This window comes from Candidatus Nitrospira neomarina (assembly GCF_032051675.1).
Taxonomy (GTDB): domain Bacteria; phylum Nitrospirota; class Nitrospiria; order Nitrospirales; family UBA8639; genus Nitrospira_E; species Nitrospira_E neomarina.
Map to the genome: position 1 here is coordinate 813,832 of NZ_CP116968.1, position 22,196 is coordinate 836,027.

Annotated in this window: 22 protein-coding genes and 1 tRNA gene; 16 read left to right on the forward strand and 7 right to left on the reverse strand. The window is 51.7% G+C overall.

Annotated elements, in window-relative coordinates; all coding sequences use genetic code 11:
* Positions 1–2 precede the first annotated feature (2 nt).
* The 14 genes from PQG83_RS03665 to rfaQ all read left to right on the forward strand — a co-directional run bounded on the left by PQG83_RS03665 (position 3) and on the right by rfaQ (position 13,349).
* Complete coding sequence (locus PQG83_RS03665) at positions 3–551, forward strand: lysophospholipid acyltransferase family protein (protein ID WP_312746886.1); 549 nt, start codon at positions 3–5, stop codon at positions 549–551.
* A gap of 183 nt (positions 552–734) precedes the next feature.
* Positions 735–2,096, forward strand: a complete 1,362-nt coding sequence (locus tag PQG83_RS03670; RefSeq protein ID WP_312746888.1) for a 3-deoxy-D-manno-octulosonic acid transferase — start codon at positions 735–737, stop codon at positions 2,094–2,096.
* 55 nt (positions 2,097–2,151) lie between these two features.
* Positions 2,152–3,252 carry a tetraacyldisaccharide 4'-kinase gene (gene lpxK, locus PQG83_RS03675; protein ID WP_312746890.1) on the forward strand — a complete coding sequence of 367 codons (1,101 nt, stop codon included), beginning with the start codon at positions 2,152–2,154 and terminating at the stop codon, positions 3,250–3,252.
* Between the two features lie 68 nt (positions 3,253–3,320).
* The gene (gene waaF / locus PQG83_RS03680) at positions 3,321–4,409 is read left to right on the forward strand and encodes a lipopolysaccharide heptosyltransferase II (protein WP_312746891.1); all 1,089 of its coding nucleotides are present in this window, start codon (positions 3,321–3,323) and stop codon (positions 4,407–4,409) included.
* Positions 4,406–5,008 carry a D-glycero-alpha-D-manno-heptose-1,7-bisphosphate 7-phosphatase gene (locus PQG83_RS03685; protein WP_312746893.1) on the forward strand — a complete coding sequence of 201 codons (603 nt, stop codon included), beginning with the start codon at positions 4,406–4,408 and terminating at the stop codon, positions 5,006–5,008. Before waaF ends, PQG83_RS03685 begins: the two co-directional genes overlap by 4 nt.
* Before the next feature lie 75 nt (positions 5,009–5,083).
* Positions 5,084–6,184 carry a glycosyltransferase family 9 protein gene (locus tag PQG83_RS03690; RefSeq protein ID WP_312746896.1) on the forward strand — a complete coding sequence of 367 codons (1,101 nt, stop codon included), beginning with the start codon at positions 5,084–5,086 and terminating at the stop codon, positions 6,182–6,184.
* Positions 6,185–6,214: 30 nt separating this feature from the next.
* Positions 6,215–6,982, forward strand: a complete 768-nt coding sequence (locus PQG83_RS03695) for a glycosyltransferase family 2 protein (protein ID WP_312746898.1) — start codon at positions 6,215–6,217, stop codon at positions 6,980–6,982.
* An 85-nt stretch (positions 6,983–7,067) separates the two neighbouring features.
* Positions 7,068–8,192 carry a glycosyltransferase family 4 protein gene (locus PQG83_RS03700; protein ID WP_312746901.1) on the forward strand — a complete coding sequence of 375 codons (1,125 nt, stop codon included), beginning with the start codon at positions 7,068–7,070 and terminating at the stop codon, positions 8,190–8,192.
* 57 nt (positions 8,193–8,249) lie between these two features.
* On the forward strand, positions 8,250–9,020 hold the full coding sequence (locus tag PQG83_RS03705; RefSeq protein ID WP_312746903.1) for a polysaccharide deacetylase family protein: 771 nt from the start codon (positions 8,250–8,252) through the stop codon (positions 9,018–9,020).
* A gap of 160 nt (positions 9,021–9,180) precedes the next feature.
* Positions 9,181–10,002: a glycosyltransferase family 2 protein gene (locus PQG83_RS03710; protein WP_312746905.1), complete on the forward strand. Its 822-nt coding sequence runs from the start codon at positions 9,181–9,183 to the stop codon at positions 10,000–10,002.
* Positions 10,003–10,058: 56 nt separating this feature from the next.
* On the forward strand, positions 10,059–11,195 hold the full coding sequence (locus PQG83_RS03715) for a glycosyltransferase family 4 protein (RefSeq protein WP_312746907.1): 1,137 nt from the start codon (positions 10,059–10,061) through the stop codon (positions 11,193–11,195).
* A 13-nt stretch (positions 11,196–11,208) separates the two neighbouring features.
* A complete protein-coding gene (locus tag PQG83_RS03720) occupies positions 11,209–11,541 on the forward strand; it encodes a hypothetical protein (RefSeq protein WP_312746910.1) in 333 nt (110 codons plus the stop codon).
* Positions 11,542–11,630: 89 nt separating this feature from the next.
* On the forward strand, positions 11,631–12,269 hold the full coding sequence (locus tag PQG83_RS03725; RefSeq protein ID WP_312746913.1) for a hypothetical protein: 639 nt from the start codon (positions 11,631–11,633) through the stop codon (positions 12,267–12,269).
* A gap of 81 nt (positions 12,270–12,350) precedes the next feature.
* Complete coding sequence (rfaQ, locus tag PQG83_RS03730; protein WP_312746916.1) at positions 12,351–13,349, forward strand: putative lipopolysaccharide heptosyltransferase III; 999 nt, start codon at positions 12,351–12,353, stop codon at positions 13,347–13,349.
* Between the two features lie 238 nt (positions 13,350–13,587).
* On the opposite strand, the gene PQG83_RS03735 is transcribed toward rfaQ, so the two are convergent.
* The 6 genes from PQG83_RS03735 to PQG83_RS03760 form a co-directional block, all read right to left on the reverse strand.
* Positions 13,588–14,649 (reverse strand): hypothetical protein, encoded by a 1,062-nt coding sequence (locus PQG83_RS03735; protein WP_312746918.1) that lies wholly within the window; start codon positions 14,647–14,649, stop codon positions 13,588–13,590.
* Between the two features lie 131 nt (positions 14,650–14,780).
* Positions 14,781–14,871, reverse strand: a tRNA-Ser gene (locus PQG83_RS03740).
* A 1,035-nt stretch (positions 14,872–15,906) separates the two neighbouring features.
* Positions 15,907–16,347 carry an STAS domain-containing protein gene (locus PQG83_RS03745; protein WP_312746920.1) on the reverse strand — a complete coding sequence of 147 codons (441 nt, stop codon included), beginning with the start codon at positions 16,345–16,347 and terminating at the stop codon, positions 15,907–15,909.
* A gap of 1,052 nt (positions 16,348–17,399) precedes the next feature.
* Positions 17,400–17,729, reverse strand: a complete 330-nt coding sequence (locus PQG83_RS03750) for a hypothetical protein (RefSeq protein WP_312746922.1) — start codon at positions 17,727–17,729, stop codon at positions 17,400–17,402.
* Positions 17,730–17,866: 137 nt separating this feature from the next.
* Positions 17,867–18,082 carry a hypothetical protein gene (locus PQG83_RS03755; RefSeq protein ID WP_312746924.1) on the reverse strand — a complete coding sequence of 72 codons (216 nt, stop codon included), beginning with the start codon at positions 18,080–18,082 and terminating at the stop codon, positions 17,867–17,869.
* Positions 18,083–18,136: 54 nt separating this feature from the next.
* Positions 18,137–18,772: a DsbA family protein gene (locus PQG83_RS03760; protein WP_312746927.1), complete on the reverse strand. Its 636-nt coding sequence runs from the start codon at positions 18,770–18,772 to the stop codon at positions 18,137–18,139.
* A gap of 528 nt (positions 18,773–19,300) precedes the next feature.
* Between PQG83_RS03760 and PQG83_RS03765 the strand changes: the two genes are divergently transcribed.
* Positions 19,301–19,573, forward strand: coding sequence for a cupin domain-containing protein (locus PQG83_RS03765; RefSeq protein ID WP_312746930.1), 273 nt, complete (start codon positions 19,301–19,303; stop codon positions 19,571–19,573).
* A 299-nt stretch (positions 19,574–19,872) separates the two neighbouring features.
* Here the strand turns inward: PQG83_RS03765 and PQG83_RS03770 are convergent, their stop codons facing one another.
* Complete coding sequence (locus PQG83_RS03770; RefSeq protein WP_312746933.1) at positions 19,873–21,729, reverse strand: transketolase; 1,857 nt, start codon at positions 21,727–21,729, stop codon at positions 19,873–19,875.
* A 188-nt stretch (positions 21,730–21,917) separates the two neighbouring features.
* Here PQG83_RS03770 and PQG83_RS03775 point away from each other — a divergent pair, with 188 nt between their 5' ends.
* Positions 21,918–22,112 carry a hypothetical protein gene (locus PQG83_RS03775; protein ID WP_312746935.1) on the forward strand — a complete coding sequence of 65 codons (195 nt, stop codon included), beginning with the start codon at positions 21,918–21,920 and terminating at the stop codon, positions 22,110–22,112.
* Positions 22,113–22,196: the final 84 nt, after the last annotated feature.

Below are 22,196 nucleotides of genomic sequence, written 5' to 3' on the forward strand. Positions count from 1 at the left end.
CTATGTTGAATTGGATCAAACTGTCCGTCGCTCCGCCATTGGCCGCACACATGATTCGCATGTTGGGGCATACGATGCGTATATCCACTGTCGGTGGGGAAGCCGTGGACGAGTTGTATCGCCAAGGCCGAAAGATCATTATTGCCTTTTGGCATGGCCGTCAGTTGATGATGCCGTTGGCCTACCGTGGGCAACAGGCCTCAATTTTGATTAGCCAACATCGGGATGGAGAAATCATCGCGCGAATCATGGGATATTTCGGATTTCAGTCCATTCGCGGGTCGAGCACACGCGGGGGAATTCGAGCGACCAGGCAATTGTTGAAGGCTGGCCGGAATGGCGGGGATCTGGTTGTGACGCCCGATGGCCCGAAGGGACCGGCCTGCACGGTACAATCGGGAGTGATTTACCTGGCAAAGGCAACGGGATTGCCCATCATTCCTTTAACCTTTGCCTGCTCAAAAAAAAAGTTTTTACGAGTTGGGATCGTTTCCAGATACCCTATCCCGGTGGGGTCGGGTTGTTTGTATGGGGCCCACCCATCTGGGTAAGCCAGGATCTTTCGAACGAGCAGCTGTCCGGTCCGGGGTTGGAGCTGGAAGGTTCGCTGAACCGGCTCACGGCTCAAGCGGAATTGGCTGTTCAGGATTCGGACCCGGTTGAATCATTTCTCCGCCGAATGTCTTCCCGGAATCTGATTGATATAAATGAGACCTTCGATCGGTGACCGAATCATGTATTATGTAATATATAATGTGCTGCTGGTTCTGGCCTTTCCCATTATCATCGGTCTTCTGCTGACAAAAAAACGCAGTCAACGCGGCCTATGGTGCCGGCTTGGGGCCGTTCCTGCCGAATTGCGGGATCTGCAAAAACCGGTCATCTGGATTCATGCCGTCTCCCTGGGCGAGGTGGCCACAATCGTTCCTCTGCTCCACGCGATGAAAGCACGGTATCCTCAATGGCCGTTGGTCGTGTCCACGGTGACGGAGACCGGTCGGGAAGTTGTGATCAAGCGTTTGGAGGGTGTGGCTGTCCATTGTTATGCTCCCGTTGATTTTTGGTGGGCGGTTGACCGGTATATCCGTATACTTCAGCCTCAGCTCTTTATTTTGGTCGAATCCGAATTCTGGCCCAATCTGCTGAAAAATCTTGAACGGCATCGGGTGCCGATCTGTCTTGTCAACGGGAGAATCTCTTCACGATCCTTTGCCAGATATCGCTGGGTCAGAGGTATGATGAAGCAGGTGTTGAGCTGTCTCGATCTGGCCTTAATGCAATCGGAACACGATGCTGAGCGCATCGGCCGGTTAGGGGCCGAGCCAAATACTATTCATGTCACCGGGAATATGAAGTTTGATCAAGGGCTTGGGCAAGGACATTCTGCCGATACTCATGTTTCTTTCAGAGCACTCTTCGCGTGCCAAGCTGCTGAGGTACTCATTGTGGCCGGGAGTACGCACCCTCAGGAAGAAGAGTGTTTGTTGGATGCGTACCGGCAGGTGATTGCCCAACACCCACAGGCGGTACTGGTGATGGCTCCACGCCATATCGAGCGTGCGGCTGCGCTTGAAAAGGTTATTCAACAGTATGGATTCGCTTGTGTCCGTCGCAGCCGGTTGGTGAAGGATGTCGGAGAACAGGCTTTTCAGAAGGGCCCCCGTGTCATTGTGTTAGACACCAGAGGGGAGTTGGCCTTTGTCTACCGGGAGGCCTGGGTCACTTTTGTGGGAGGTACACTGGTTCCGGTTGGCGGACATAATTTGTTGGAACCTGCACAATGGGGTCGCCCCGTTCTATTTGGTCCCTATGTCGATCATTGCCGGGACATTGCCGGACGGCTTCTGAGAGCAGGGGGAGGCATACAAATTCAGAATCAGGAGGATTTGGCCTCTCAATGGGTTCGTTTGATCGCGCATCCTTCAGCAGCCGAAGAGATGGGCCAAAGGGCGTTGGAAATGGTCCGGACCCATGGGGGCGTCATCACCAGGAATCTTCAATGGATTGATCAACTCTTGAACAAGGACAATTCGGCCTTTTTTTCTTTGTCGGCGAAAGGGCCTTCTTCACGCAAATCTCAAGAAGTGCTCCGATAAGCTGCCGTTAGAGCCCAGAATAAGGAGAGAATATGATCTCCGCCATGTGTCCTTCGTGAACACAACGTCTCCTTCCCTTGATGTGAACCCGGAACGGCTCTGGCGTTGGTTGGACCGGCGTTGCCCATGGATTCTCCGGTGGTGTGCCGTTCCCTATGGTGCAGTCGGTCATTTGCGGAGGACGGCCTATCAACGTGGCTGGTTTCCTCAACATCGACTGCCAAAACCGGTGATCAGTGTGGGCAATATGACCGTGGGGGGTACCGGGAAGACTCCATTGGTGATGTGGTTGGCCGCCAGACTTCATGAGCGGGGCAAGCGGGTGGCGATTTTAAGCCGAGGGTATGGAAGGGAATTTTCGGCAGTGAATAGGCTGGTCTCTGACGGGGTTTCGCTGAAGGAAGATTGGCGATCGGTAGGGGATGAAGCCATGCTGATGGCGCGCAAGTGCCCATGGGCGATTGTGGCTGTGGGAACCGATCGGTATCGTCTGGGACAGTGGGTGTTAGAGCAGGCCTCATGCGATTGCTTTCTTCTTGATGATGGCTTCCAGCATCTTTCTCTCTACCGTGATCTGGACGTGCTCGTATTTGATGTAACTGATGTTGAGGGCTTAAGGGGAGTCGTGCCCGCCGGTCGAATGCGTGAACCGCTGTCCGCAGCTAAGTGGGCCACAACATTCGTTTTCAGTCGCACGGAACAAGTTATATCTGTCGCATCACTTCAGAATCGAATTGAACAGAGCGTGGGAACGTCGATTGTTCCCATACGTCTGGAAACCGGACCTGGAATATTCACGCATATTGCGACAGGGAAATCTCAACCGGCCGGGGCCTTCAAGGGGACATCCTGTTTGCTCTTTAGCGGGATAGGCAATCCCGCCTCCTTTCGAACGAGTGTGGTCTCCTGTGGGTTGACGGTGGGTGAGGAGATTCGGTACCCCGATCATTTTGCCTATTCAGAAAAAGATGTTGAAGCGATTCGTGTAAAGATGCGACGTGTAGGGCTCGCTCTGGCGATCACAACAGAAAAAGATGCTGTGAAAATTCGAGAGCACCTGAAATGTGATGATCCTCTATGGTCGTTGGATGTGCAAGTCCGGATAACTCAAGGGGAAGACCAGTTACGTGAACAGGTCCATACCATCTGCCCATAGGACTCGGATATGGTAGGACAGATAGGGTCAAGAAGGTCGGTTCATGTGAGAGGGCATATCGTGTTTCGATGAACATTCTCGTCCGCGTCCCCAACTGGATCGGAGATGCCGTGATGTGCTTGCCGGCACTCATGGATTTACGGAATCATGATCCGCATGCCAAGATCACGGTGTTAGCCAGGCCGATCATCGGAGAATTGTTGGAAGGACATCCGGGCGTGGATGAGGTCATGATGTATATCCATCAAGGGGAACATCAGGGCCTTTCCGGGCTTTGGCACCTCATTCAACTTGTGAAAAGAAAGAAATTTGATCGTGCGGTATTATTCCAAAATGCCTTTGAAGCGGCCCTCATTGTCTGGGTGGCCGGCATCCCATCCCGCATCGGATATGCGACGGACGGACGGCGTTGGCTTCTGTCCGAACCTGTGCCCAGACCGGATCGGGCTCCCCTGCATCATACGGCGTATTATCAGGAACTCGTGAAAACCATCACCCACTCTCCCGGGAAAAACGACGGGACCCCTCAACTTTTTCTCTCTCCTGAGGTGAAGCAGGCATGTGCCAGACAGTTTCCTGAGCTATTTCTTCCATCAGACGGTATGGTCATTGGGATCAATCCCGGTTCGGTGTATGGATCAGCCAAGCGATGGATACCGGAACGTTTCGCGGAGGTGGGTGATCGGCTGGTTGAACAGCTGACAAAAGAATTTCCGGGGGCTCCGTGTGTCCGCTGTGTCCTGATTGGAGGCAAAGGAGAAGAAGTGCTTGCGCAGGACATTGCCAGACGAATGCGGAATGAGCCGGTTGTCCTGTCAGGAAAAACCACCATACAGGAGTTAATGGGAGTGTTGACACGCTGCTCCGTCTTGATTACCAACGACACGGGACCCATGCATGTGGCACAGGCTCTTGGGGTACCGGTCGCGGCGATTTTTGGTTCAACGGATCCCTCCACGACAAGTCCTCATGAGCAATTCAGTGGCGTGGTGACGGGATCGGTCCGTTGTGCACCCTGTTTATTGCGCGCCTGCCCGATTGACCATCGTTGCATGACCCAAGTGTCCGTTGAGCAGGTTGTGGACGTCGCGCTGTCTCAAATCAGGATGTCATCGGGCTATCGGAATGAGGGTCGGATCAGAGGGCATGTTGGATGAGAAATGATTCTGCCGCGCGGGGGAGGGCCGTGTTTTTGGATCGGGATGGCACCTTGAACCACGATACGGGGTATGTCACTTCTCCCCAACAATTGATGTTGTTTTCCGGAGTCCCTGAAGCCATCGCTCGATTAAATGACTTAGGAGTTATGGTGCTTCTGGTCACCAATCAATCGGCTATTGGTCGAGGGATGATGACCATCGAAGGGTTGGAATCGATTCATGACAGGCTGGAGGAGTTGATTCGTCCCTATGGAGCCAGGATTGATGGTATTTTCTTTTGCCCTCATCATCCTCAAGACGGATGTGGATGTCGAAAGCCCAAGGCGGGATTAATTCAACAAGCGGTCACTCGATTTGCTCTCGATGCATCGCAGTGTTATCTGGTCGGGGACAAACGCAGTGATTTAGAGGCGGCTCGCACCGCCTCGGTACCCGGTGTCCTGGTCATGACGAGTTCGTATAGTGCGGATGTGGTGAAGGCGAGAGATGCCGGACAGGTGCCGATTGCCTATGTCGCGGACAGCTTTGTGCATGCCGTTGACTGGATAGAACAGCAGATAATGAACCGTGACAACCGAATCAGACAAAACCGTTGAAGCCGCTCATCCATTCATGCGCGTTATTGGGGTATCGTTTGTTGTCGATGGGCTAACTGTTTCTCGCGGGTACGTATGGACATCACTCCACAGCGCATCCTGGTCATCAAATTAAGTTCGCTGGGCGATATTGTTCATGCTCTTCCAGCAGTGGCTGCGTTGCGTCAGCGGTTCCCGTACGCCCGTCTGACCTGGATGGTTAAAGAGATCTGGGCGCCGATTCTGGAAGGGAATCCCGATATTGATGACATTTTGTCTGTAAATGTGTCTTGGCAGAATTGGCCGCATATCTTTCGTACACTCCGGAGAGGGAAGTTCGATCTGGTTGTGGATTTTCAAGGGCTGTTTCGTTCAGGGATCTTCGGCGGGATGACGGGAGCTCGAACCCGTGTGGGTTTTGCGCGAGCCAGGGAAGGGGCGACCTGGTTTTATACACACCAGGTGCCTTTGCCTGAGACGAAACCTTCCCCCTGGCGTTTGTTGGAGGTTCATGCCGTTGACCGGAATGTCGCGATTACCACTTTTCTGGGCGCACCCTCATCTACTCCGGTGTTCCATCTGCCTCAATCGTCTACCGATTGTTTCACAATCGAAACGATGCTTCAGGATGCACGCGTCCTGGACCATGAATATTTGATTGCTTTGGCACCTTGGACACGGGCTGCCATGAAATCCTGGCCGTTTGAACGGTTTGTGGCCCTGGCCATCGAATTGGTGCAGTGGCCCGATGTTCGTGTTGTACTTTTGGGTGGGGCGTCAGACATTTCTGCTGCCGGTGAATTTGACCGTCTTGTGCCTCAGGGTCTGATCAATCTGGTCGGGCGACTGTCTCTTTCTCAATTACCCTCACTCATGCGAAGAATGCACCTGCTCATTGGAAACGATTCGGCGCCCATTCACCTTGCAGCGGGAGTGGGCATTCCTGTGGTCGCAATCTTTGGCTCCACCCATCCCAAAGCCACAGGTCCCTATCCCTTGGGAAAGCATGTTATCGTACGCACGGAATTGCCCTGCAGTCCCTGTGGAGCACGAACATGCAGAAATCCCAATTATCTGGAGTGCATGGAATCGGTCTCGCTCACGGATCTCCTTCGTGAGATCAAAAAAATCGTCGGGGGCTTCTCTCGTCGAAAAGACGATCGCGTGGCGGCAACCCCATTCCCGGCGAAACCGTAAATCTGTGAGGAGGACGAAGGAAAAAACCGCATGACGGAACAACGCACGAGAGAAAAAGTTTCCGCTGTGGTGATTGCCTATAATGATGCACCGAACATGCGGAAATGTTTAGAGAGTCTTCATTGGGTGGATGAATTGGTCGTGATCGATTCTCATAGCACGGATGGGACCACTGATATCTGCCGTGAATTTACCTCCAAGATTTTCCACTATCCCTTCCAGGGGTTTGGGGTGCTTCGGAATCACGCCCTGACCCATGCCGCGCATGATTGGGTGCTGAGCCTGGATACGGACGAACGAGTGACGCCAACGGTGCAGGAGGAAATCGAACAGTTGCTTCTGGAGGGGCCTTCGGCACAGGCGTATAAGATCCCCAGAAGAAATTTCTTCCTTGGGCGGTGGATTAAGCATTGTGGCTGGTACCCTGATTACCGGCAACCCCAGCTTTTTCATAAGGGACATATGCGATATCGAGAGGAGCTGGTCCATGAGGGCTATGAGCTGAAGGGGAAACTTGGATATCTTCATGCCAGTCTGGAGCAGATACCCTTTCGGGATATCGATCACTACTTTCGCAAAATGGATCGGTATTCCAGCTTGCGGGCGGAGGACATGCATCGTGAAGGCCGGACATTCCGCCCCCATCAGTTGGTGCTTCGTCCTTTATTTACCTTTCTGAAAATGTATGTGTTTCGGGGGGGGATGTTGGACCGAAAACCGGGGCTGATTTTATCCATGTTGTATGCCTATTACACCTTTGTGAAATACGCCAAGTTGTGGGAAATGCAAAAAAGTTGATTCTATGGACCTCCTCTGCGATCCCGTTGATTCTCCAATGACTATGCCGAAGGTAAGCCCAATTTTCTCTCGTCATCAGAGACCCATGCGCATTCTTCACACGGAATCTTCGTCAGGGATAGGAGGGCAGGAATATCGCGTGTTGGAGGAAGCGAAAGGGATGGAGAAGCGTGGCCATACGGTGATCGTGGCTGCCCCTCATGGGAGTCAATTGGCCGCCCTTGCCGAACAGCGAGGACTCCAGGTCAAAACAACCACGGCCGGCAAGCTTGGGTGGTTCACCTTGGTCCCCTCCTATTTGCGAATCCTGAAACACTATGAAATTGATGTGGTCAATACGCATGGGTCTCTTGATAGTTGGACGGCGTCGATTGCCGGACGGATCTCATCCCTACGGCCCATTATTGTCCGGACCCGCCATAAAAGCACACCGGTCTCACGGACCTGGCGGCACCGACTCCTCTATGGGAAATTGCCGCACGTCGTCACCACCACCGGTGAGGCAGTCAGACAAGGATTGATGACACGGACCCGGTTGAACCCTTCCCGGGTCATTTCGATTCCCACGGGAGTTGATTTGGACCGGTTCCATCCTCAACCCCCGGATGCGTCCTTACGAAAGAGCTTGGGGCTTGGAAGCCAAGGTCCTCTGATCGGTGCCGTCACCTTTCTGCGCCCGGAAAAGGGCATGGCGGTCTTGATCGAGGCCGTCCGGTGGCTCACGCAACGCTTTTCCACCGTCCAGTGCCTCATCATCGGAGATGGCGGAGAACAGCCGGCACTGTTGGGTCGCATTCGAGAGCTTGGCTTGGAGCACTGTGTGCATCTCATCGGGTTTCGGCAGGATGTGCCGGCTCTGCTGGCGATACTTGATGTGGTGGTCATTCCTTCCTTTGAAGAAGGGATTCCTCAATCTCTCACTCAAGCCTTAGCCATGGAACGTCCTGTGGTCGCTTCTGCGGTGGGAGGAGTGCCTGAAGTGGTGCAGGACGGCCGGAGCGGACTGTTGGTCCCTCCACGAGCCCCCGAGATCTTAGCCGAGAAAATTGCCTGTCTTCTTTCCGATCCCATTGCCGCGACCCGAATGGGGAAGATCGGGCGACAGATTATTCACGAACGATTTTCCCTGGATCACATGCTGACTCAAACGGAGTCGGTATATCGGCAATTGATACAATCAACCTCCCCCGTTGTCGTGAAGAAGCCTTGAACGGGTGTGGGGCGCGTCCGCGACTTAGCCGGGTTGAGCTGCAAAGGATTCTCGAACATGGTTTGTCTGACAGGGGATGTCCACCAACGCTCGTATCGGGGAACCGATACGCCATTTTCCTCTCAAACAGAAGTCGCATTAGCCGCGAAATATTGTGATATTGCCGGAAAATACGGAGTGAAAGTCACACTGTTGTTTACCGGAAAAGCCTGTCAGGAAGAACCGGACACGGTGAAAATCCTATCGGATCTGCCGCATTGTGAAATTGGTGGCCATACCTTTGCGGCCTTTCGAGATCCGTTATCTCGAATATTCAAGAAAGTGTATGGAACGCCATGGGGAACCACTGCGCACCAACTTCGTGATATTCAGAAGACCATTGCCAGCATTCAACAGGTGACGGGCCAACGAATTCAGACCTGGCGAAACCATAGTTATGTACGAACCGCTGATACGGATCGGTTATTAGAATCCTGTGGAATCCATGTGGTATCCGATGAGGTCTCCGATTTGAAAATATCCGCCGAATGGGTGCGTCCCGGCTATCGTTCGGTTCCGATGAATGTTCTTCCGGATCACGAACATGTGTTACATGGAAAATATCAACATGGGAAAACCAAGCCGGAGCGTCTTATCCACCGAATGCCTATCACGGAATGGGCCGATCGAGTGAAGGCGAGTATACGGTGTATTTGCGAGCAAGGAGGAACCGCGACGGTCCTTGCCCATCCGATGTGCATGGACGTCGCCGATGGCATGGTGGTGTTTGAGGAGCTGTGTCGATATATCCAGCCCTATGGAACGGTTTGGCTATCAGAAGTCCAGTGAAGGAAATGTGCTGAGAAAATGAAATGCCGATTGAGGAGAGGTAGGGTGGGATACCTATGGGCAGAAATCGACTAATTGACGATGATGAACCAGACGGGACTCTGTGCGGGCATAGACTTTTCTTACCCCTGTTGGTTAGCGATAACGGATCATTCATCTTATGAAGAAACAGAATAGTCCTGCCCAAAAGGGTGTCACTTCGGTCAAGCGGGAAACGGTCTCTTGTGCCGTAGTGGCATTTAACGAAGAGAACAACCTCCAGCCGTGTTTGGCAAGTGCAACGTGGATGGATGAAATCGTCGTGGTGGATTCATTCAGTACGGATCGCACCATGGAAATTGCCAGAACGTTTACGGACAAGATATTTCAACGCCCCTGGCGAGGGTTTGGGGATCAGAAAAATTATGCGATGGATCAAGCGACCACGGATTGGGTTTTTATTTTGGATTCCGACGAGCGAATTCCCGCCGAACTTCAGGCTGAGATAGAAGCCGTGCTGTCGGCCGGTTCGAAGGATGGGCCTGTGGCCTATTATGTCCCCCGTCATAATTATTATTTTGGCTCCCTGGTGTTGAACGCCGGGTGTTATCCCGATTATCAATTGCGTCTATTCCGGCGGGGAATCGGTCATTTAGATGATGCCGAGCCCCACAATAAATTCATCTTTTCGGGAGAATCCGCCTATCTCTCGTGTCCTTTGGTGCACCTCACCAGGCCCACGCTGCACAATTATTTTGAAAAATTTCCAAACTTTACCACATTGGCTGCTCAAGACCGGGCCAGAACCAAGCGCCATGTGCGTGGCACAGACCTCCTATTTCGTCCGATCTTTACGTTTTCGAAATATTATTTCGCCCGAAAGGCTTATCGTGATGGCATGGCGGGATTTTTGGTCAGCGCTCTATCCAGTATGTATACCTTTGTGAAATATGCCAAGCTCTGGCATATGAGACAGCTTGAAGCCCAGGGATATTCTCAGTAAATACAATAGCGAGCGGTGACCAGCCCGCCAGAATGACAGTCCATGGCGATAAGACATTGTCCGATGATTCACAACAGTTCAGACACCTGATGCGCGTCGGGTTTGATGCCGGGCCCATGCGTTCTGCCTATAGCGGGATTGGACAGTATGTCCGATGTCTCTTCCCTGCCATGTTTTCCTTTTCTCAGGACATTGAATGGGAGGCCTATGCCTCATCGCGTGGTTCTTCCCAAACCTTTGCGCTTCCTTTCCCGTCGCATGTCTCTGTGAAATGCTCTAAGTCCTCGTGGGGGTTTGGTCGAATGGAGAAAGACCAACCCCCGCTCGATATCTTTCATGGGACCAACTTTAAGGCTCCCGATTACGGCCAACGTCACACCATACTCACGATCCATGATGTCTGGTTGGCACGTCATCCAGAGTATTCGAAGAAACTCTTTGGTCAAGCGCTTTCATCCTGGAAGTTAGGTCTGCGTGCCAGGAAAGTCTCTCGCGTGGTGGCTGTTTCCACATTTTCTTCCCGGGAAATTCAAGAGGTGTGTCATCTCCCGTCGGACCGTATTAGGGTGATCCAACACGGGCCGTCTCCCGACATGTTTCCTGATCGGGATGACCAGAAGTTTCAGGAGGCCCGGACTCGATTGCACATTCCCCCCCGTCCGTTTGTGCTTTTTGTGGGGGGAGCTGAACCCCGGAAAAATCATACCGCAGCTTTTAAGGCATTTGCCCGATCTCCTCGCCTTGTCTCATCGTTCTCTCTTGTGGCCATCGGTGAATTAGAATCACGGGGCGCCAGCCTGATGGTGACGGCCAGGGATGTAGGGATTATGGATTCGGTCTGTTGTCCCGGATATGTGTCCAGTACAGATTTACGTCTCCTGTATTCCCATGCGGAAGCCTTTGTGTTCCCGTCCTTGTATGAAGGGTTTGGGATTCCACTTCTTGATGCAATGGCCTGTGGTGCCCCGATTATTACGGGGACGGGGAGTGCTCTCCCGGAAGTCGCAGGGGATGCTGCTCTTTATGTCGACCCTCACGATCCGGAACAATTGGGAGTGGAAATAGAACGGCTGGTAAGTGATCGGGAATTACACACGCAATTACGCAACAAGGGGTTCGAGCGGGTCAAGCAATTTTCATGGGAGCGGGCGGCACAGGAAACGCTCAATCTCTATAGGGACGTGCTTGGCTAACCAAAGGTGCTTTATGAAAATGGCAATGGCTTGGATCACATCCTGGCCGGCTTGGATGATATTGCTATCGGCAGGTGTCACGGTTGGGCTTCCTCGCGTTCCGTATTATCAGGAGGGGCTTCCGTATATCTATGATCTCGGGGGGATAGCCTTGGTGACGTGGTTTATTGGGCTCGGGTTTCTCATTCTTGGACTCTATTTCGTTGTCATGGGATGTGTGAGTGCCGGGTGGTTCCTGAGCAGGAGGCTCACGGCGGTACTCTTTGGAGGCGTGGCGTTGATTCTTGCCTGTGGCTGTCACTGGTTCTATCTGTTTTTGTTGGAGATGTCAGTCAGAGTCACATGAGACCCGGATTTCTTCAAATGCCCTCGGACAGGCCTTCACTCCTCGAGGATAGCCGTCAAGGACAGGCCCAGCTGTGTTGGAGGAACCTTGTGGAGGCGCTCTTTTTCTGTTTGACGATGACGCTCCTGGCAAAATGGTCGACCGATTTGCCGGCATGGGGGGACGTCATTGCTTCAGAAAACGGACCGGTTGAGATGATGAGTGCGGGCGTATGGTTTGTCGCCATGGTGTGGTGCCTGATTGCGGGCTTTTGTCATTCCCCCCATCGCATTGAGTGGTTGGGGCTCACGGCTCTCTGCCTTCTCTTTGGGCTGCGGGAGTTAGATGCGCATGTCTGGGCGACCGGATGGAATTTTGATAAGTTTGCGAATTATTGGAACCCGAACTTTCCGCTGTGGGAACGACTGTTGGTAATTGGGGGTATGATTATTCCTGTCATGGTTATTGGAATAGTCCTCTGTTCTCGAATCTGGTCACGTCTGGCGGCAGCATGGAATAGTCGTGCGCCCTGGATTGGCCAATTGATCCTGGGAGGCGTGCTGCTGAGTTTCTGTGTGGTGGTGGATAAAGTGCATGGCTATTATCTTCCTATTCTCGGATTGGAAGACGCCCAGCTATTCTTCATGGGGCTGGAAGAATTTGGAGAATATGTACTGGGAATTTATACCGTGTCGGTCTTATGGCCTTACTGGCAAGCAACCATTCCGTTCCATCAGACGGATTTCTGAAATGAAGCCCCCTCGGAGTCTCACCCGGACAGTTTCTCTGTAGGGTGATCTTTTCAGGATAATCTCGAAGTCACGATTCACGTGAAACGTCTTCTTCTTATTAAACTTCGGTATATCGGGGATGTCGTGTTATCCACCCCTCTTCTCCCCATTCTGCACAAGCGATTTCCCGAAGCGTCACTCACCTTTCTGGTGAATCCCGGAACGGAGTGTGTGTTGTTCGGGAATCCCTATCTGGAGACAATCATGGTGTTGCCTCGTGAAGGATGGGGCCAACAATTTGAGTGTTACCAATCGCTGCGTCAGGCTCGTTTCGATGGGGTCGTGGATTTAACGGACGGGGATCGCTCCGCATTGCTGACCTATTGGACCGGTGCCGGGGTCAGGCTGGGGTTTAATCGGGAGAACCGGTGGCGTGGGAAGCTGTATACGCATGTGCTGCCATCAGCCTATGGTTCCATGCACATGGTGGATTATCATGCCCAGGCCTTGCCCGCCTTAGGTATCAGTGAGTCCGTGGGCAATCCGGAATGGTATCTGCGACCTGAAGACCATGAGCAAGGGGATCACCTGATGGCCTCGCTCCAGGTCGGGCAGGCGCCATTGGTGCTCCTTCATCCTCCAGCGCGATATGCCAAAAAAGCCTGGCCTCTTGAGCGATTTGCCGCCTTGGCCGATTGGCTGGCGGCTCAGGGAGCGGTCGTGGCCTTGATCGGGCACCAGTCAGAGATGCTGATAGGGCAACATATTGTCACTCTGAGCAGGTCCAAACCGCGTAATGTGATGGGACAAACCGGTTTGCGTCAACTGGCGGCAGTGATGAAGCGAAGCGCCTTATTTATCGGGAACGATGGGGGCCCGATGCATATGGCGGCAGCCATCGGTTGTCCTGTTCTGGGATTATTCGGTCCCTCTGATCCTCATGTGTGGGGTCCGAGGGGAGAAAACGTTTCCGTGATTTATAAAGGCCTGGACTGCGAAACATGTGTGCATGACGCGTGTTCGCGGGGGGAAGAAGGTTGTATGCGGCAAATATCAGTCGAGGAAGTCTGCCGGGTTGCGGGCCGGTTTCTGGATTGAGTGTTCGTGGTCACGCAGGCACTCGAAACCTTTGTGACGGGAGTTGTTGATTATTCCAAATATGTGGCATTTTCCCATGGGCATATGCCTCACGAAAGCAACCTGAGGACAATGAGGGAATGTTCAAAAAGGCTTGTCCAGCTAGGCCGCAGCTGCTTGGGCGAGCGGAGCGTACGAAGGAGTACGTGAGCACGGCCAAGCGGCGAGAACGCCGCTGGCAGCCTTTTTCAACATTCCCTTACGGGAAGGCGGGTAAGGGTGCATAGATGAGAGGATGACCCACCAATTCCTCCAGCCAATGTTCCGTGGCCTGATGAGGAAGAGGTCGTTGGTTGAGGCGAATCTCCAGACGAAAGTCACCATTTGTCCCCACCAAACCCACTATGGCCGCGACGTCCTCCCCTTCAGGAAGCAGATAGTCGGTCTGGAATTCTGCCAGGCTGCCATACACCCGCCCTTGCGGCTCTAGGAGATGAAGCAACTCAGGCATATCGGACAGGGTGCAGTGAATGCTGCAGCGATACAGAAACCGCGGATCGGGTGTGATGCCGGTAAAATCCATGAGGGCGGGTTCGGGAAATCCCGTGAGATACACACGCAAATGCGCAGGTTTGCCCTGGTAGGTCGCAGCCAGTTGACTCGCTGGAACCAAAAACTCAAAGGGATCCGGCGAGTTGAGTTCAAATTGGCAGGGGCCAAACGCATCCGGCCATGAGCAAAAGAGCGGAGTGTCGGTTCGATCTGTCTGCAGCAGCACTCGTGCGCCTTTTTGCGTCACCTCAATTGGAAGATCCAGGATCTGAATGGCCGTGCGAAAGGCGGTTTCCCGGTCCGTGAGCCAAAACCGGTCCCGCGGTTTGGCAAGTGTTTCCCCAGGCGTGATCACTTCGGTGGTATGAACCCGGATCCGAATGAATCCATGGGTATGTCGAAATCCCAGCCACAGCCAGGCTTCCGGGAGGAGTGTTGTCAGCGGCTGGGTCATCCGCCAGGGATGCGCGATCGAACAGTACGTGTTCACCGATTGATGCGTTTGAAAGATAGAGTGATAGTGGCCTGCCAATAAAAAAAAGTCGCCCTGCCAGTTGTCGAGGCGATGTAATAACGTGACATCCTCGGTGGGCCACGGCGCGAGGGCCTGAATGCGGCGTGGATGGTCCACCTCCCATTCTTCGATATAGCCGATCATCTCCTTATCCTCATGGATGGAGGTCAGGCCTAACTGTCTCAATTTGCCCGCCACCGATAAAATGTCCTCGAAGGAGAGCGTCGATTGGGTTTCCCAACGATGTTCACGCATGGGTCATATTCAGCAAAGCGAAATGCGGGGCAGGTGGATCATTCGGTTTCAACGATACCGGGTAGAGGTGGCCGCAGGAAGGGGTGAAGGTTAAAGAACGAAGGCAGATCCCGAAAATTTGACGAAAAATATGGCGGAGAGGGCGGGATTTGAACCCGCGGTAGGCTTTTGACCTACGACGGTTTAGCAAACCGTTGCCTTCGGCCACTCGGCCACCTCTCCGCGCAAGTGTATGTCAATTGATTGTGACTACTTATAGAGTAACAGCATGGGTAACTTCAAGAGCAGATTGCATCCGGATTGCGGCTAAACCGCTGGTTGGAAAATCCCATCACCAACCACTGTGCCAATGATCCCCTCACATACATGTCCCTATCCATCAGAATGGTGATCCTACCATGCCCAAACTGTTTTTGGATATATTCTGAGGAGGTTTTTGTTGATTGCCATGATATGCATAGATACGCAGCAAGTCGTGAAACCGGATTTGCCTTAATCTCGCGGTTTCTAAAGGCGGGGGCACAATACAGAACGAAAGTAGCATCGGATCTGCGCTCAGAGTTTTGCGGCCATGCAACCCACAGTCTGAGGTCGGAAAATTTTAAAATTGAAATTCGAAAATATAAATTTCCCTAGAAATTCACGAAAAATTTTTGCAACAATAATCTGCAACAGAGGAGTGGTTGATTTTATTGTAGTTCGAAAGATGGGGTTGAACAGAAAATTATGGATTGTCCCTGATAGGCGTGTGCTTAGCAGTCTCATCACCAGGGCCTTTGAGGGGTCCGTTGAGAACGCGGGACCCCTGATTGCCCAACCCGTACCCCTGGGGTGGGGGGCATTGGCAGAGTTTTGATGGAAAAGTAGGGGGTTTTAATCACGGTTCGGTCACGGTTTTGGTCACGATCTAGGATGTAAATCAATCTTAATTGATCGCACTCGAAAGCGGTCAATTGCCTTGTCAGTCAAAAAGATTATCACTCTTGGTCTTACTCAATCATTCTCTAGGGTAATCCTTCAAGTTTGCCCTTTTAAGGCGAGGGTCGTGAATCCAAATAAAAACCTCGAACTCACTGTTTTTCGAGGATGTACCTCCAAACTTTAGCAATCCTTTCCTGCTTGTCTCTGCCCAGCTCTACAAAATGGTCAATCAGCGGCGGATTCCCTATGTGAATCGGCGGGGCGTTAAAATTTAATCTGGCCCAAGTAGAACGATGGGTTCAGGGTCAAACCGTCATGCCCATGGCCAGGAGGTAGTTAGGAAGAAACGGAATTGGGGGCAGGATGGTGGCTGATCGCTTCAGGAACGGAGGAATAGATCGAAATGAGTTCCGTCAAATGAAGAGATTCCATCGTATTGCGGACCATGGGGGACGGGGCCACGATACTGAGGCGCACCTGATTAATATGCAAAGCGTGATACCAGGTAAAAAGGTTGCCTACTCCTCCAAGGTCCATGGTGGCCACGTTGGAAAGATTGAGGATGACGTGGCGGCAGGTTCCTTGGTGGGCCTCCTCAATGAATTTTTCAAGCCTCAGGGTTTGAAGGGAATCCAGGTGTCCAGAAAGAGTCAATACTCTAGTGGTAGGGTGCTTGGAACTATCGAAGTCCTGCATAAGAGGTTTATCGGCAACAGAGAGGGGAGAGTGAAGAGTCTTTGTGGGAAAAGACAAATTATGGATGGAAGGAGCGGGCATATTTGGTCCCGCAAAACAGGATGATTGCATCCAACAACAAACCGTGGGTGTGTGGGGGTAAAATCCTTGGGTTGTGGGGACGGGCTAGTAGATCGTGTCATTATCCCCTCCTGGCATATTTCTGGATGCGGAAGGTAAGGCCGGAGCCAGGTGACCACCGCCGACCTAGGATCAGCTAGCCCGTTGTCTCCCTTGTTTTGGTGTATCTAATTAACAAACATTTTCAATGAAAAATCTTCCTTCTGTGATGGCAATTGGAGAGGCAGTTAAACCTACCGCTCTAGGCAATACGAAACAACAATAAACGACTAAACGCCTTTGGCAGTATTGGCGTTTCTGTGGTTAGGTCTAGGACCGTGTTGACTGGCGTTGCAATATACAATCACCTTTGGGAGCAGGATGTCGGAGGTTTAATCCCATCTGTCTCGACTAATCACTCAAATACTCAGCCCCCCTTCTTCCACCCCAATTTGGTCATCCCAATATTTGGTAAACTGTTGTCCTAAGCAGCTACATACTAGAAAACAATTATTAACAAACTTTTCCTTCCAAAAAGTTTTAAAGGTGGGGTGGTGCTTAGAGTATGGGGCCAACTTTTGGGGCAACAAAAAATGTTAAAAAAATATTTTGATTTCATAGATTTAATCAGATTTTTGGGGAGTCATGCCCTCCACCATCTGGGTTTCTTTTCTAAAGCCGTAAGTATTTTGTGAAAGGAATTATTCATTTTAAGGGGCACTCGGAGCAAAGAGCCATTTACCGCTAGGAGGAATGTTTTTTTGTAAAGGCTTGAATAGATATTCTCGTTTTAGGGTTGCTTCGGATCTATGGTTCGTCCGAAAAACTGTTCCCCGGTGACATCAGTCCCATCTACTAAGGCTGTGTCGAATTTTTCCGGAAAATTTTCTTCCCCAATATTTTTCATCACACTTAATTTATGCAGCAGGATAGACTCTCAATCTGAGTTCATGGCACCCGAACGACTGATAGCGTGGAGTGTTAAAGCTTTTTTAGTTAGCGGTGAGCTGAGAGGTTATATATAGGGGGAGTCATTATGTGGAAGCCAGTTTGGCAAGTTCCATATCAACAAATGTGAGGATTTTTTCGGCATCCTCGACCAGGCCGTCCGTGATGGTGAGACCGAGAGCGAGATCTTCTTCATCCAAGGTATCGGCCAATCCGTTATTTTGTAATAAGCTGACATCCCAAAATAATATCCCTGCGGTGGCTTGTTTCCCGTCGATGGTGGCGACCACGTTGATGTTATCGCCATGCTCAGTCGGGGTACTGATAAAGGTCGGTTCGGCACCTACTTGTTTTGCTCGTCGAATAATGTCCATGAAGGATTTTAATCGTTGAAGACTGGCAGGGTCTGTCCCCATTACTATCTTTCCCCTCTCGTATGAAAATTCAACTGGTCCACCTCCGGTTTCAGATTGACGGATTCGACGGTAGATCTGCAAGGAGTGAATCGAAGGTGGAATTCCAAGGCGTAGTTCCTATGAGCCAATATTAGAAATTACGCGGTTCCGTGTTGGCCTGAGGTCGAAGAACCTTGCTCGTTTCGTTTCCGGGCTCGGGTGGCAATGTTTTCCATAAGCCCCGTCAGTTTTTGATATTGCGGGTGATCGGGAGAGAGCGGTTTGCCATCTTCATCGCACATCAGTTCCTGCATCCCTTCAAGCATTGCGGCCATTTCAGGGAAAAGTTCCTCATCCGATTTTTTTCGTCCCATGGTGTCCTTCCTTTGCTGTCGATTCGAAATAGATTGATACCTTCATCCGTTACGTTAAGATTTACTGTCCTGGTTCAGAATGCTTTCGATCACCGTTTTGAGATTTTCGGCGGTTAAGTTCGCCACGCGAATGTTTCCATCCAAGAGCACGGTTGGGGTATGGGTGACCTTGATGCGTTCCCCCCACGTCCGGCCTTTCGCTAATGTTTTAAAAGGTTTTCCACTGGCGAGTCCTGCTTCAAATTCCGTAGGATCGAGCCCGATCTCTTTCAGAAGGAGGGAACGCATGGTCTTATCAAAGATTTGAATATCTTTTTCATGAATGGACTGAAAAAGAAGTTGCTTCATCTCCGGCCCTTTGCCCATAGTGACGGCCTGATTGTACATTTCAAAGGCGGTCGGTAGTTTACCGGGTATGACGGGAAATCCCACCATTCTTATCTCTAGCTTGTCGCCAAATTCCTTTTTCAGTTTCGTCCCGACCACCCGTTCGAACATGTGGCAATGGGAGCAGTAAAAATCAGCGAATTCAAACAGAATGACCTTGCCGGCTTCATGTTGAGACGGTTCCCCCTCCATCAGTTCGTATTCACCCTGTATCTTGCTCAAGGCCACATTGGCCCATCCGAGCAGGCTGATCAGGAGTATTCCTCCAATGATGCGGGAAATTTGCGTCTGTCCTGATTTCATGCTTGATCCTTTCTTGATTTCGATCTTTTTTTTGAAGGTTTTCTGTCGAATCGCCGAAGTCAGTTCGGGTAACATGGGAGGTCTTTAGAGACACTCTCACGTTAGCCCATCATATCAGACTGAACCTAGGGACGTTCAAGGTTTCTGAAAGGGGCTGTGGAAAAAAGCCGCCAGCGGCGTTCTCGCAATTTTTCCGTGCTCACGTACTGGAAGTACGTTCTGCGCGCAAAACAAAAGTTGTGCCCTTCGGGACACGGCAGGCAATTTGCGGCCTTGCGGGACGAACATTTTTGAACCGCCCCGAGGCCTCTGATATGCACCGTGGCTGTGGGTCAATATGCCCTTGGACATGAGTAGTATTCAACACTACCGGAAAATGAAATGGCCGCGGGGCAGTCCGGGATGGTGAGAGATTATTGAGAATTATTGAGAGAATGGTGGAGGCGGTATCGGCATTGTTCAATTGAGGAGGGCACTGAAGTGAATGTGGTGAATGTTAAAGACTACAGCCAGTTTTCGAAGGAAAAGATGAAGAAGCAGAATGTGTTTCAAACACCGAGATTTTTTTGTGATGTGTATGGATTTGAGCCTGGTCAGGAGCAAAAAGGCCATGTACATGCCGACCAGGACAAAGTCTATCTGGTCTTAGAAGGGGAGGGCACGTTTCGGGTCGGGAGTGAAAGCCGGGTTCTGGGAGAAGGGCAGGGGACGATGGCTCCGGCCGGGGAAGAGCATGGCGTGGTGAACCATACGACGAACCGACTTCGAGTGCTGGTGTTTATGGCTCCCAATCCCGGCTAGCGGAGGAATGATAGATTGACGAGTCTGTGTGAGGTATTTTGAGAAGGGAGCGGGCCTGGTACGGTAGACACCCAGGCCCGTCTGAGAGGTGGATTCTGTTCCAGGGGGCTGCTGGTTGCCTGAATTCATGGGATTAAAAATTGTGAGATTCTCTTTCCTTCTACGGATGAAATCCCTATTGCCCCTTTGGCGACCCGGAAGATGCTGTGATCCGCACGTTCCCTTTGACCGAACTCAGAAAGGCAGGCGACGAGCGGAATGGAGTCCACGATTGGTGGTTGAGGCATCGCTTGGCATACTTAAACCAATTGTTTAACTTTCTCGACGATAGCCCTAGCGCTGATTCCATAATGGTCGAGTAGTTGATCAGGCTTTCCGCTATGTGGGATTTGGCTAATGCCCATTTTCGTGAGCCGTATTCCTTCACCCGCCATCGCACTGAGTACGGCATCACCGATGCCACCATGCAGGTAATGGTCCTCTACCGTGAGGAACCGGCTGTTCGTGGCGTTGGCGGCTTCTAGAAGAGTGGCCCTATCGATTGGAGTCACGCTATAGAGATCGATGACTCTCACTGTAATCCCAGCGGTGTGTAGTTGATCATAAGCGTTTAGCGCTTCGAAGACCGTGACCCCGGCGGCCACGATGGTGAGCTGATCCTTGGCGCTTTGCCGGAGGACTTTTGAGCCGCCAATCGTGAAGGATTCCGCGGCCCCGTAGAGTATCGGTGTTTTGGGACGCCCTGTTCGCATGTACACCATTCCCTTGTGATTGGCCATGGCTTCAACCAGTCGATAAGCGCACATGGCATCGGAGGGATAGAGGACGACCACTCCCGGCTGGGCTGCCATCATCGCGAGATCTTCCAAGCCCATTTGTGAAGGACCATCCTCACCAATACTGACTCCTACGTGTGAACCCATCAGTTTGATATTGGCTTGACTGATGGCTGCCATGCGGATGAAATCGTAGGCACGGGTGAGAAAGCAGGCGAAGGTGGCAACAAAGGGAATTTTCCCGCAAGCTGCCAGACCGGCCGCGGTACCCACCATGTTTTGTTCGGCAATGAAGTTTTCAAAGAAACGATCAGGAAAACGTTTTTTAAATTTATCCGTATAGGTGGAGTTTTTCACGTCGGCATCCAACGCGACTACGAGGGGATTGACTTCTCCGAGTTGGGCTAATGCCTCTCCGAACGCTTCCCGGGTAGCCACGAGATCGGTTGCCCCATACTTGGGGGCCGGTAGTGGTTGGATGGTGCCCTTGGCCCGTTGTACCGGGTCGGGCGGGGCTATGGAAAGCTGGGGAGAGGAAGACGGTAACGTTTGCTTCAATGCGGTGATCACTTCTTCTGCTTGTTGTGCATTGAGAGGCTTTCCGTGCCAGTTAGGATGATCCTCGGCGAAAGGAATGCCTTTTCCTTTAAAGGTTTTGGCCAGAATCATGGTTGGCTTCGTGCGGGTTTGAGCGGCTTCTGCAAAGGCTTTGAGGAGGTCTGTGTGGTTGTGCCCGTCGACGCAGATGGTATGCCAGCCAAATCCCTCCCATCTGGCCTGGTACCTGGTCAGATCATGTTCCAGCATAGTGGGATCCGATTGGCCCAGCCGATTAATGTCCACAATGCCGCACATATTATCTAATTGAGAATTTCGGGCAATATCGGCGGCCTCCCATACTGACCCTTCGACCGATTCCCCATCGCCTAATAGCACAAAGATTCGGGCTGAAGACTTGTCCAGGTATTTATTATTTAAGGCAATGCCGACCCCCACTGACAGTCCCTGCCCGAGAGATCCGGTGGCCATGTCCACAAACGACAGGCGAGGAGTGGGATGGCCTTCGAGGTCCGATTCGAGTGTGCGGAGTTCGAGTAATTGTTGGGGATCGAATAACCCGGCTTCCGCCCAGGCCGCATAGAGCAACGGGGCGGCGTGACCCTTGGATAAGATAAAACGATCGTTGTCCGGGTTGCGAGGATTTTTTGGATCAAATCGCATGACCGAGAAAAACAAGGTCGCCACAATATCCGCCGCGGAACAGCAACTGGTCGGATGTCCGCTTCCTGCTGTGGTGGTGGCGCGAATGCTATGGATGCGAAGTTGATCGGCCTTTTGACGCAGGAGTTCAGAAAGTTGTGATGAAGTATGGGTGGTCACAGATAGCTCCTCCACTCATGGGTGTGATCGTAACATTTGAAGATGGCCAGGACCGTACCAGACACCTAAAATTCAGTCAATTCAATTCTGTGTATTGATCGATGCTCAGTGTCCGATGTAGGGTATGATGGCTTCACGGTTCTAAGAATACCCATCACAGGTTCAATTGATGCTGGAGGCAAACGATTATGAATTGGAGTCATGCCACAACTCAGGTGACTGTCATCATGTGTTCTGTTTTCTTGGTGGGAGCGATGTTGGTGGGGTGTTCTTCCACACCCGAATCTCAATCCGATCCGTCAAAAAAGGACATTCAGCAGGATTCCGACCGGTTCTTCAACAAGATGGGACAGGAAGAAGGCCAACAAGCTCCCGCACGTTAAGAGGGAGGAGCCTGGGGAAGTATAGGGTCGTGATGATTGTGACTATCTGTTGCTCTTGTACTTGCGCAAAAGGCAGTAAACCTT

Excerpts from the sequence above, each read along its gene's own strand:
- PQG83_RS03720 (WP_312746910.1), top strand. The coding sequence starts at position 11,209 with ATGAAAATGGCAATGGCTTGGATCACATCCTGGCCGGCTTGGATGATA.
- PQG83_RS03705 (WP_312746903.1), top strand. The coding sequence starts at position 8,250 with ATGGTTTGTCTGACAGGGGATGTCCACCAACGCTCGTATCGGGGAACC.
- PQG83_RS03710 (WP_312746905.1), top strand. The coding sequence starts at position 9,181 with ATGAAGAAACAGAATAGTCCTGCCCAAAAGGGTGTCACTTCGGTCAAG.
- PQG83_RS03685 (WP_312746893.1), top strand. The coding sequence starts at position 4,406 with ATGAGAAATGATTCTGCCGCGCGGGGGAGGGCCGTGTTTTTGGATCGG.
- PQG83_RS03755 (WP_312746924.1), bottom strand. The coding sequence starts at position 18,082 with ATGGGACGAAAAAAATCGGATGAGGAACTTTTCCCTGAAATGGCCGCA.
- PQG83_RS03775 (WP_312746935.1), top strand. The coding sequence starts at position 21,918 with ATGAATTGGAGTCATGCCACAACTCAGGTGACTGTCATCATGTGTTCT.
- PQG83_RS03750 (WP_312746922.1), bottom strand. The coding sequence starts at position 17,729 with ATGGGGACAGACCCTGCCAGTCTTCAACGATTAAAATCCTTCATGGAC.
- PQG83_RS03760 (WP_312746927.1), bottom strand. The coding sequence starts at position 18,772 with ATGAAATCAGGACAGACGCAAATTTCCCGCATCATTGGAGGAATACTC.
- PQG83_RS03745 (WP_312746920.1), bottom strand. The coding sequence starts at position 16,347 with ATGCCCGCTCCTTCCATCCATAATTTGTCTTTTCCCACAAAGACTCTT.
- PQG83_RS03700 (WP_312746901.1), top strand. The coding sequence starts at position 7,068 with ATGCGCATTCTTCACACGGAATCTTCGTCAGGGATAGGAGGGCAGGAA.
- PQG83_RS03665 (WP_312746886.1), top strand. The coding sequence starts at position 3 with ATGTTGAATTGGATCAAACTGTCCGTCGCTCCGCCATTGGCCGCACAC.
- PQG83_RS03695 (WP_312746898.1), top strand. The coding sequence starts at position 6,215 with ATGACGGAACAACGCACGAGAGAAAAAGTTTCCGCTGTGGTGATTGCC.
- PQG83_RS03690 (WP_312746896.1), top strand. The coding sequence starts at position 5,084 with ATGGACATCACTCCACAGCGCATCCTGGTCATCAAATTAAGTTCGCTG.
- PQG83_RS03765 (WP_312746930.1), top strand. The coding sequence starts at position 19,301 with ATGAAGAAGCAGAATGTGTTTCAAACACCGAGATTTTTTTGTGATGTG.
- PQG83_RS03735 (WP_312746918.1), bottom strand. The coding sequence starts at position 14,649 with ATGCGTGAACATCGTTGGGAAACCCAATCGACGCTCTCCTTCGAGGAC.
- waaF (WP_312746891.1), top strand. The coding sequence starts at position 3,321 with ATGAACATTCTCGTCCGCGTCCCCAACTGGATCGGAGATGCCGTGATG.
- PQG83_RS03670 (WP_312746888.1), top strand. The coding sequence starts at position 735 with ATGTATTATGTAATATATAATGTGCTGCTGGTTCTGGCCTTTCCCATT.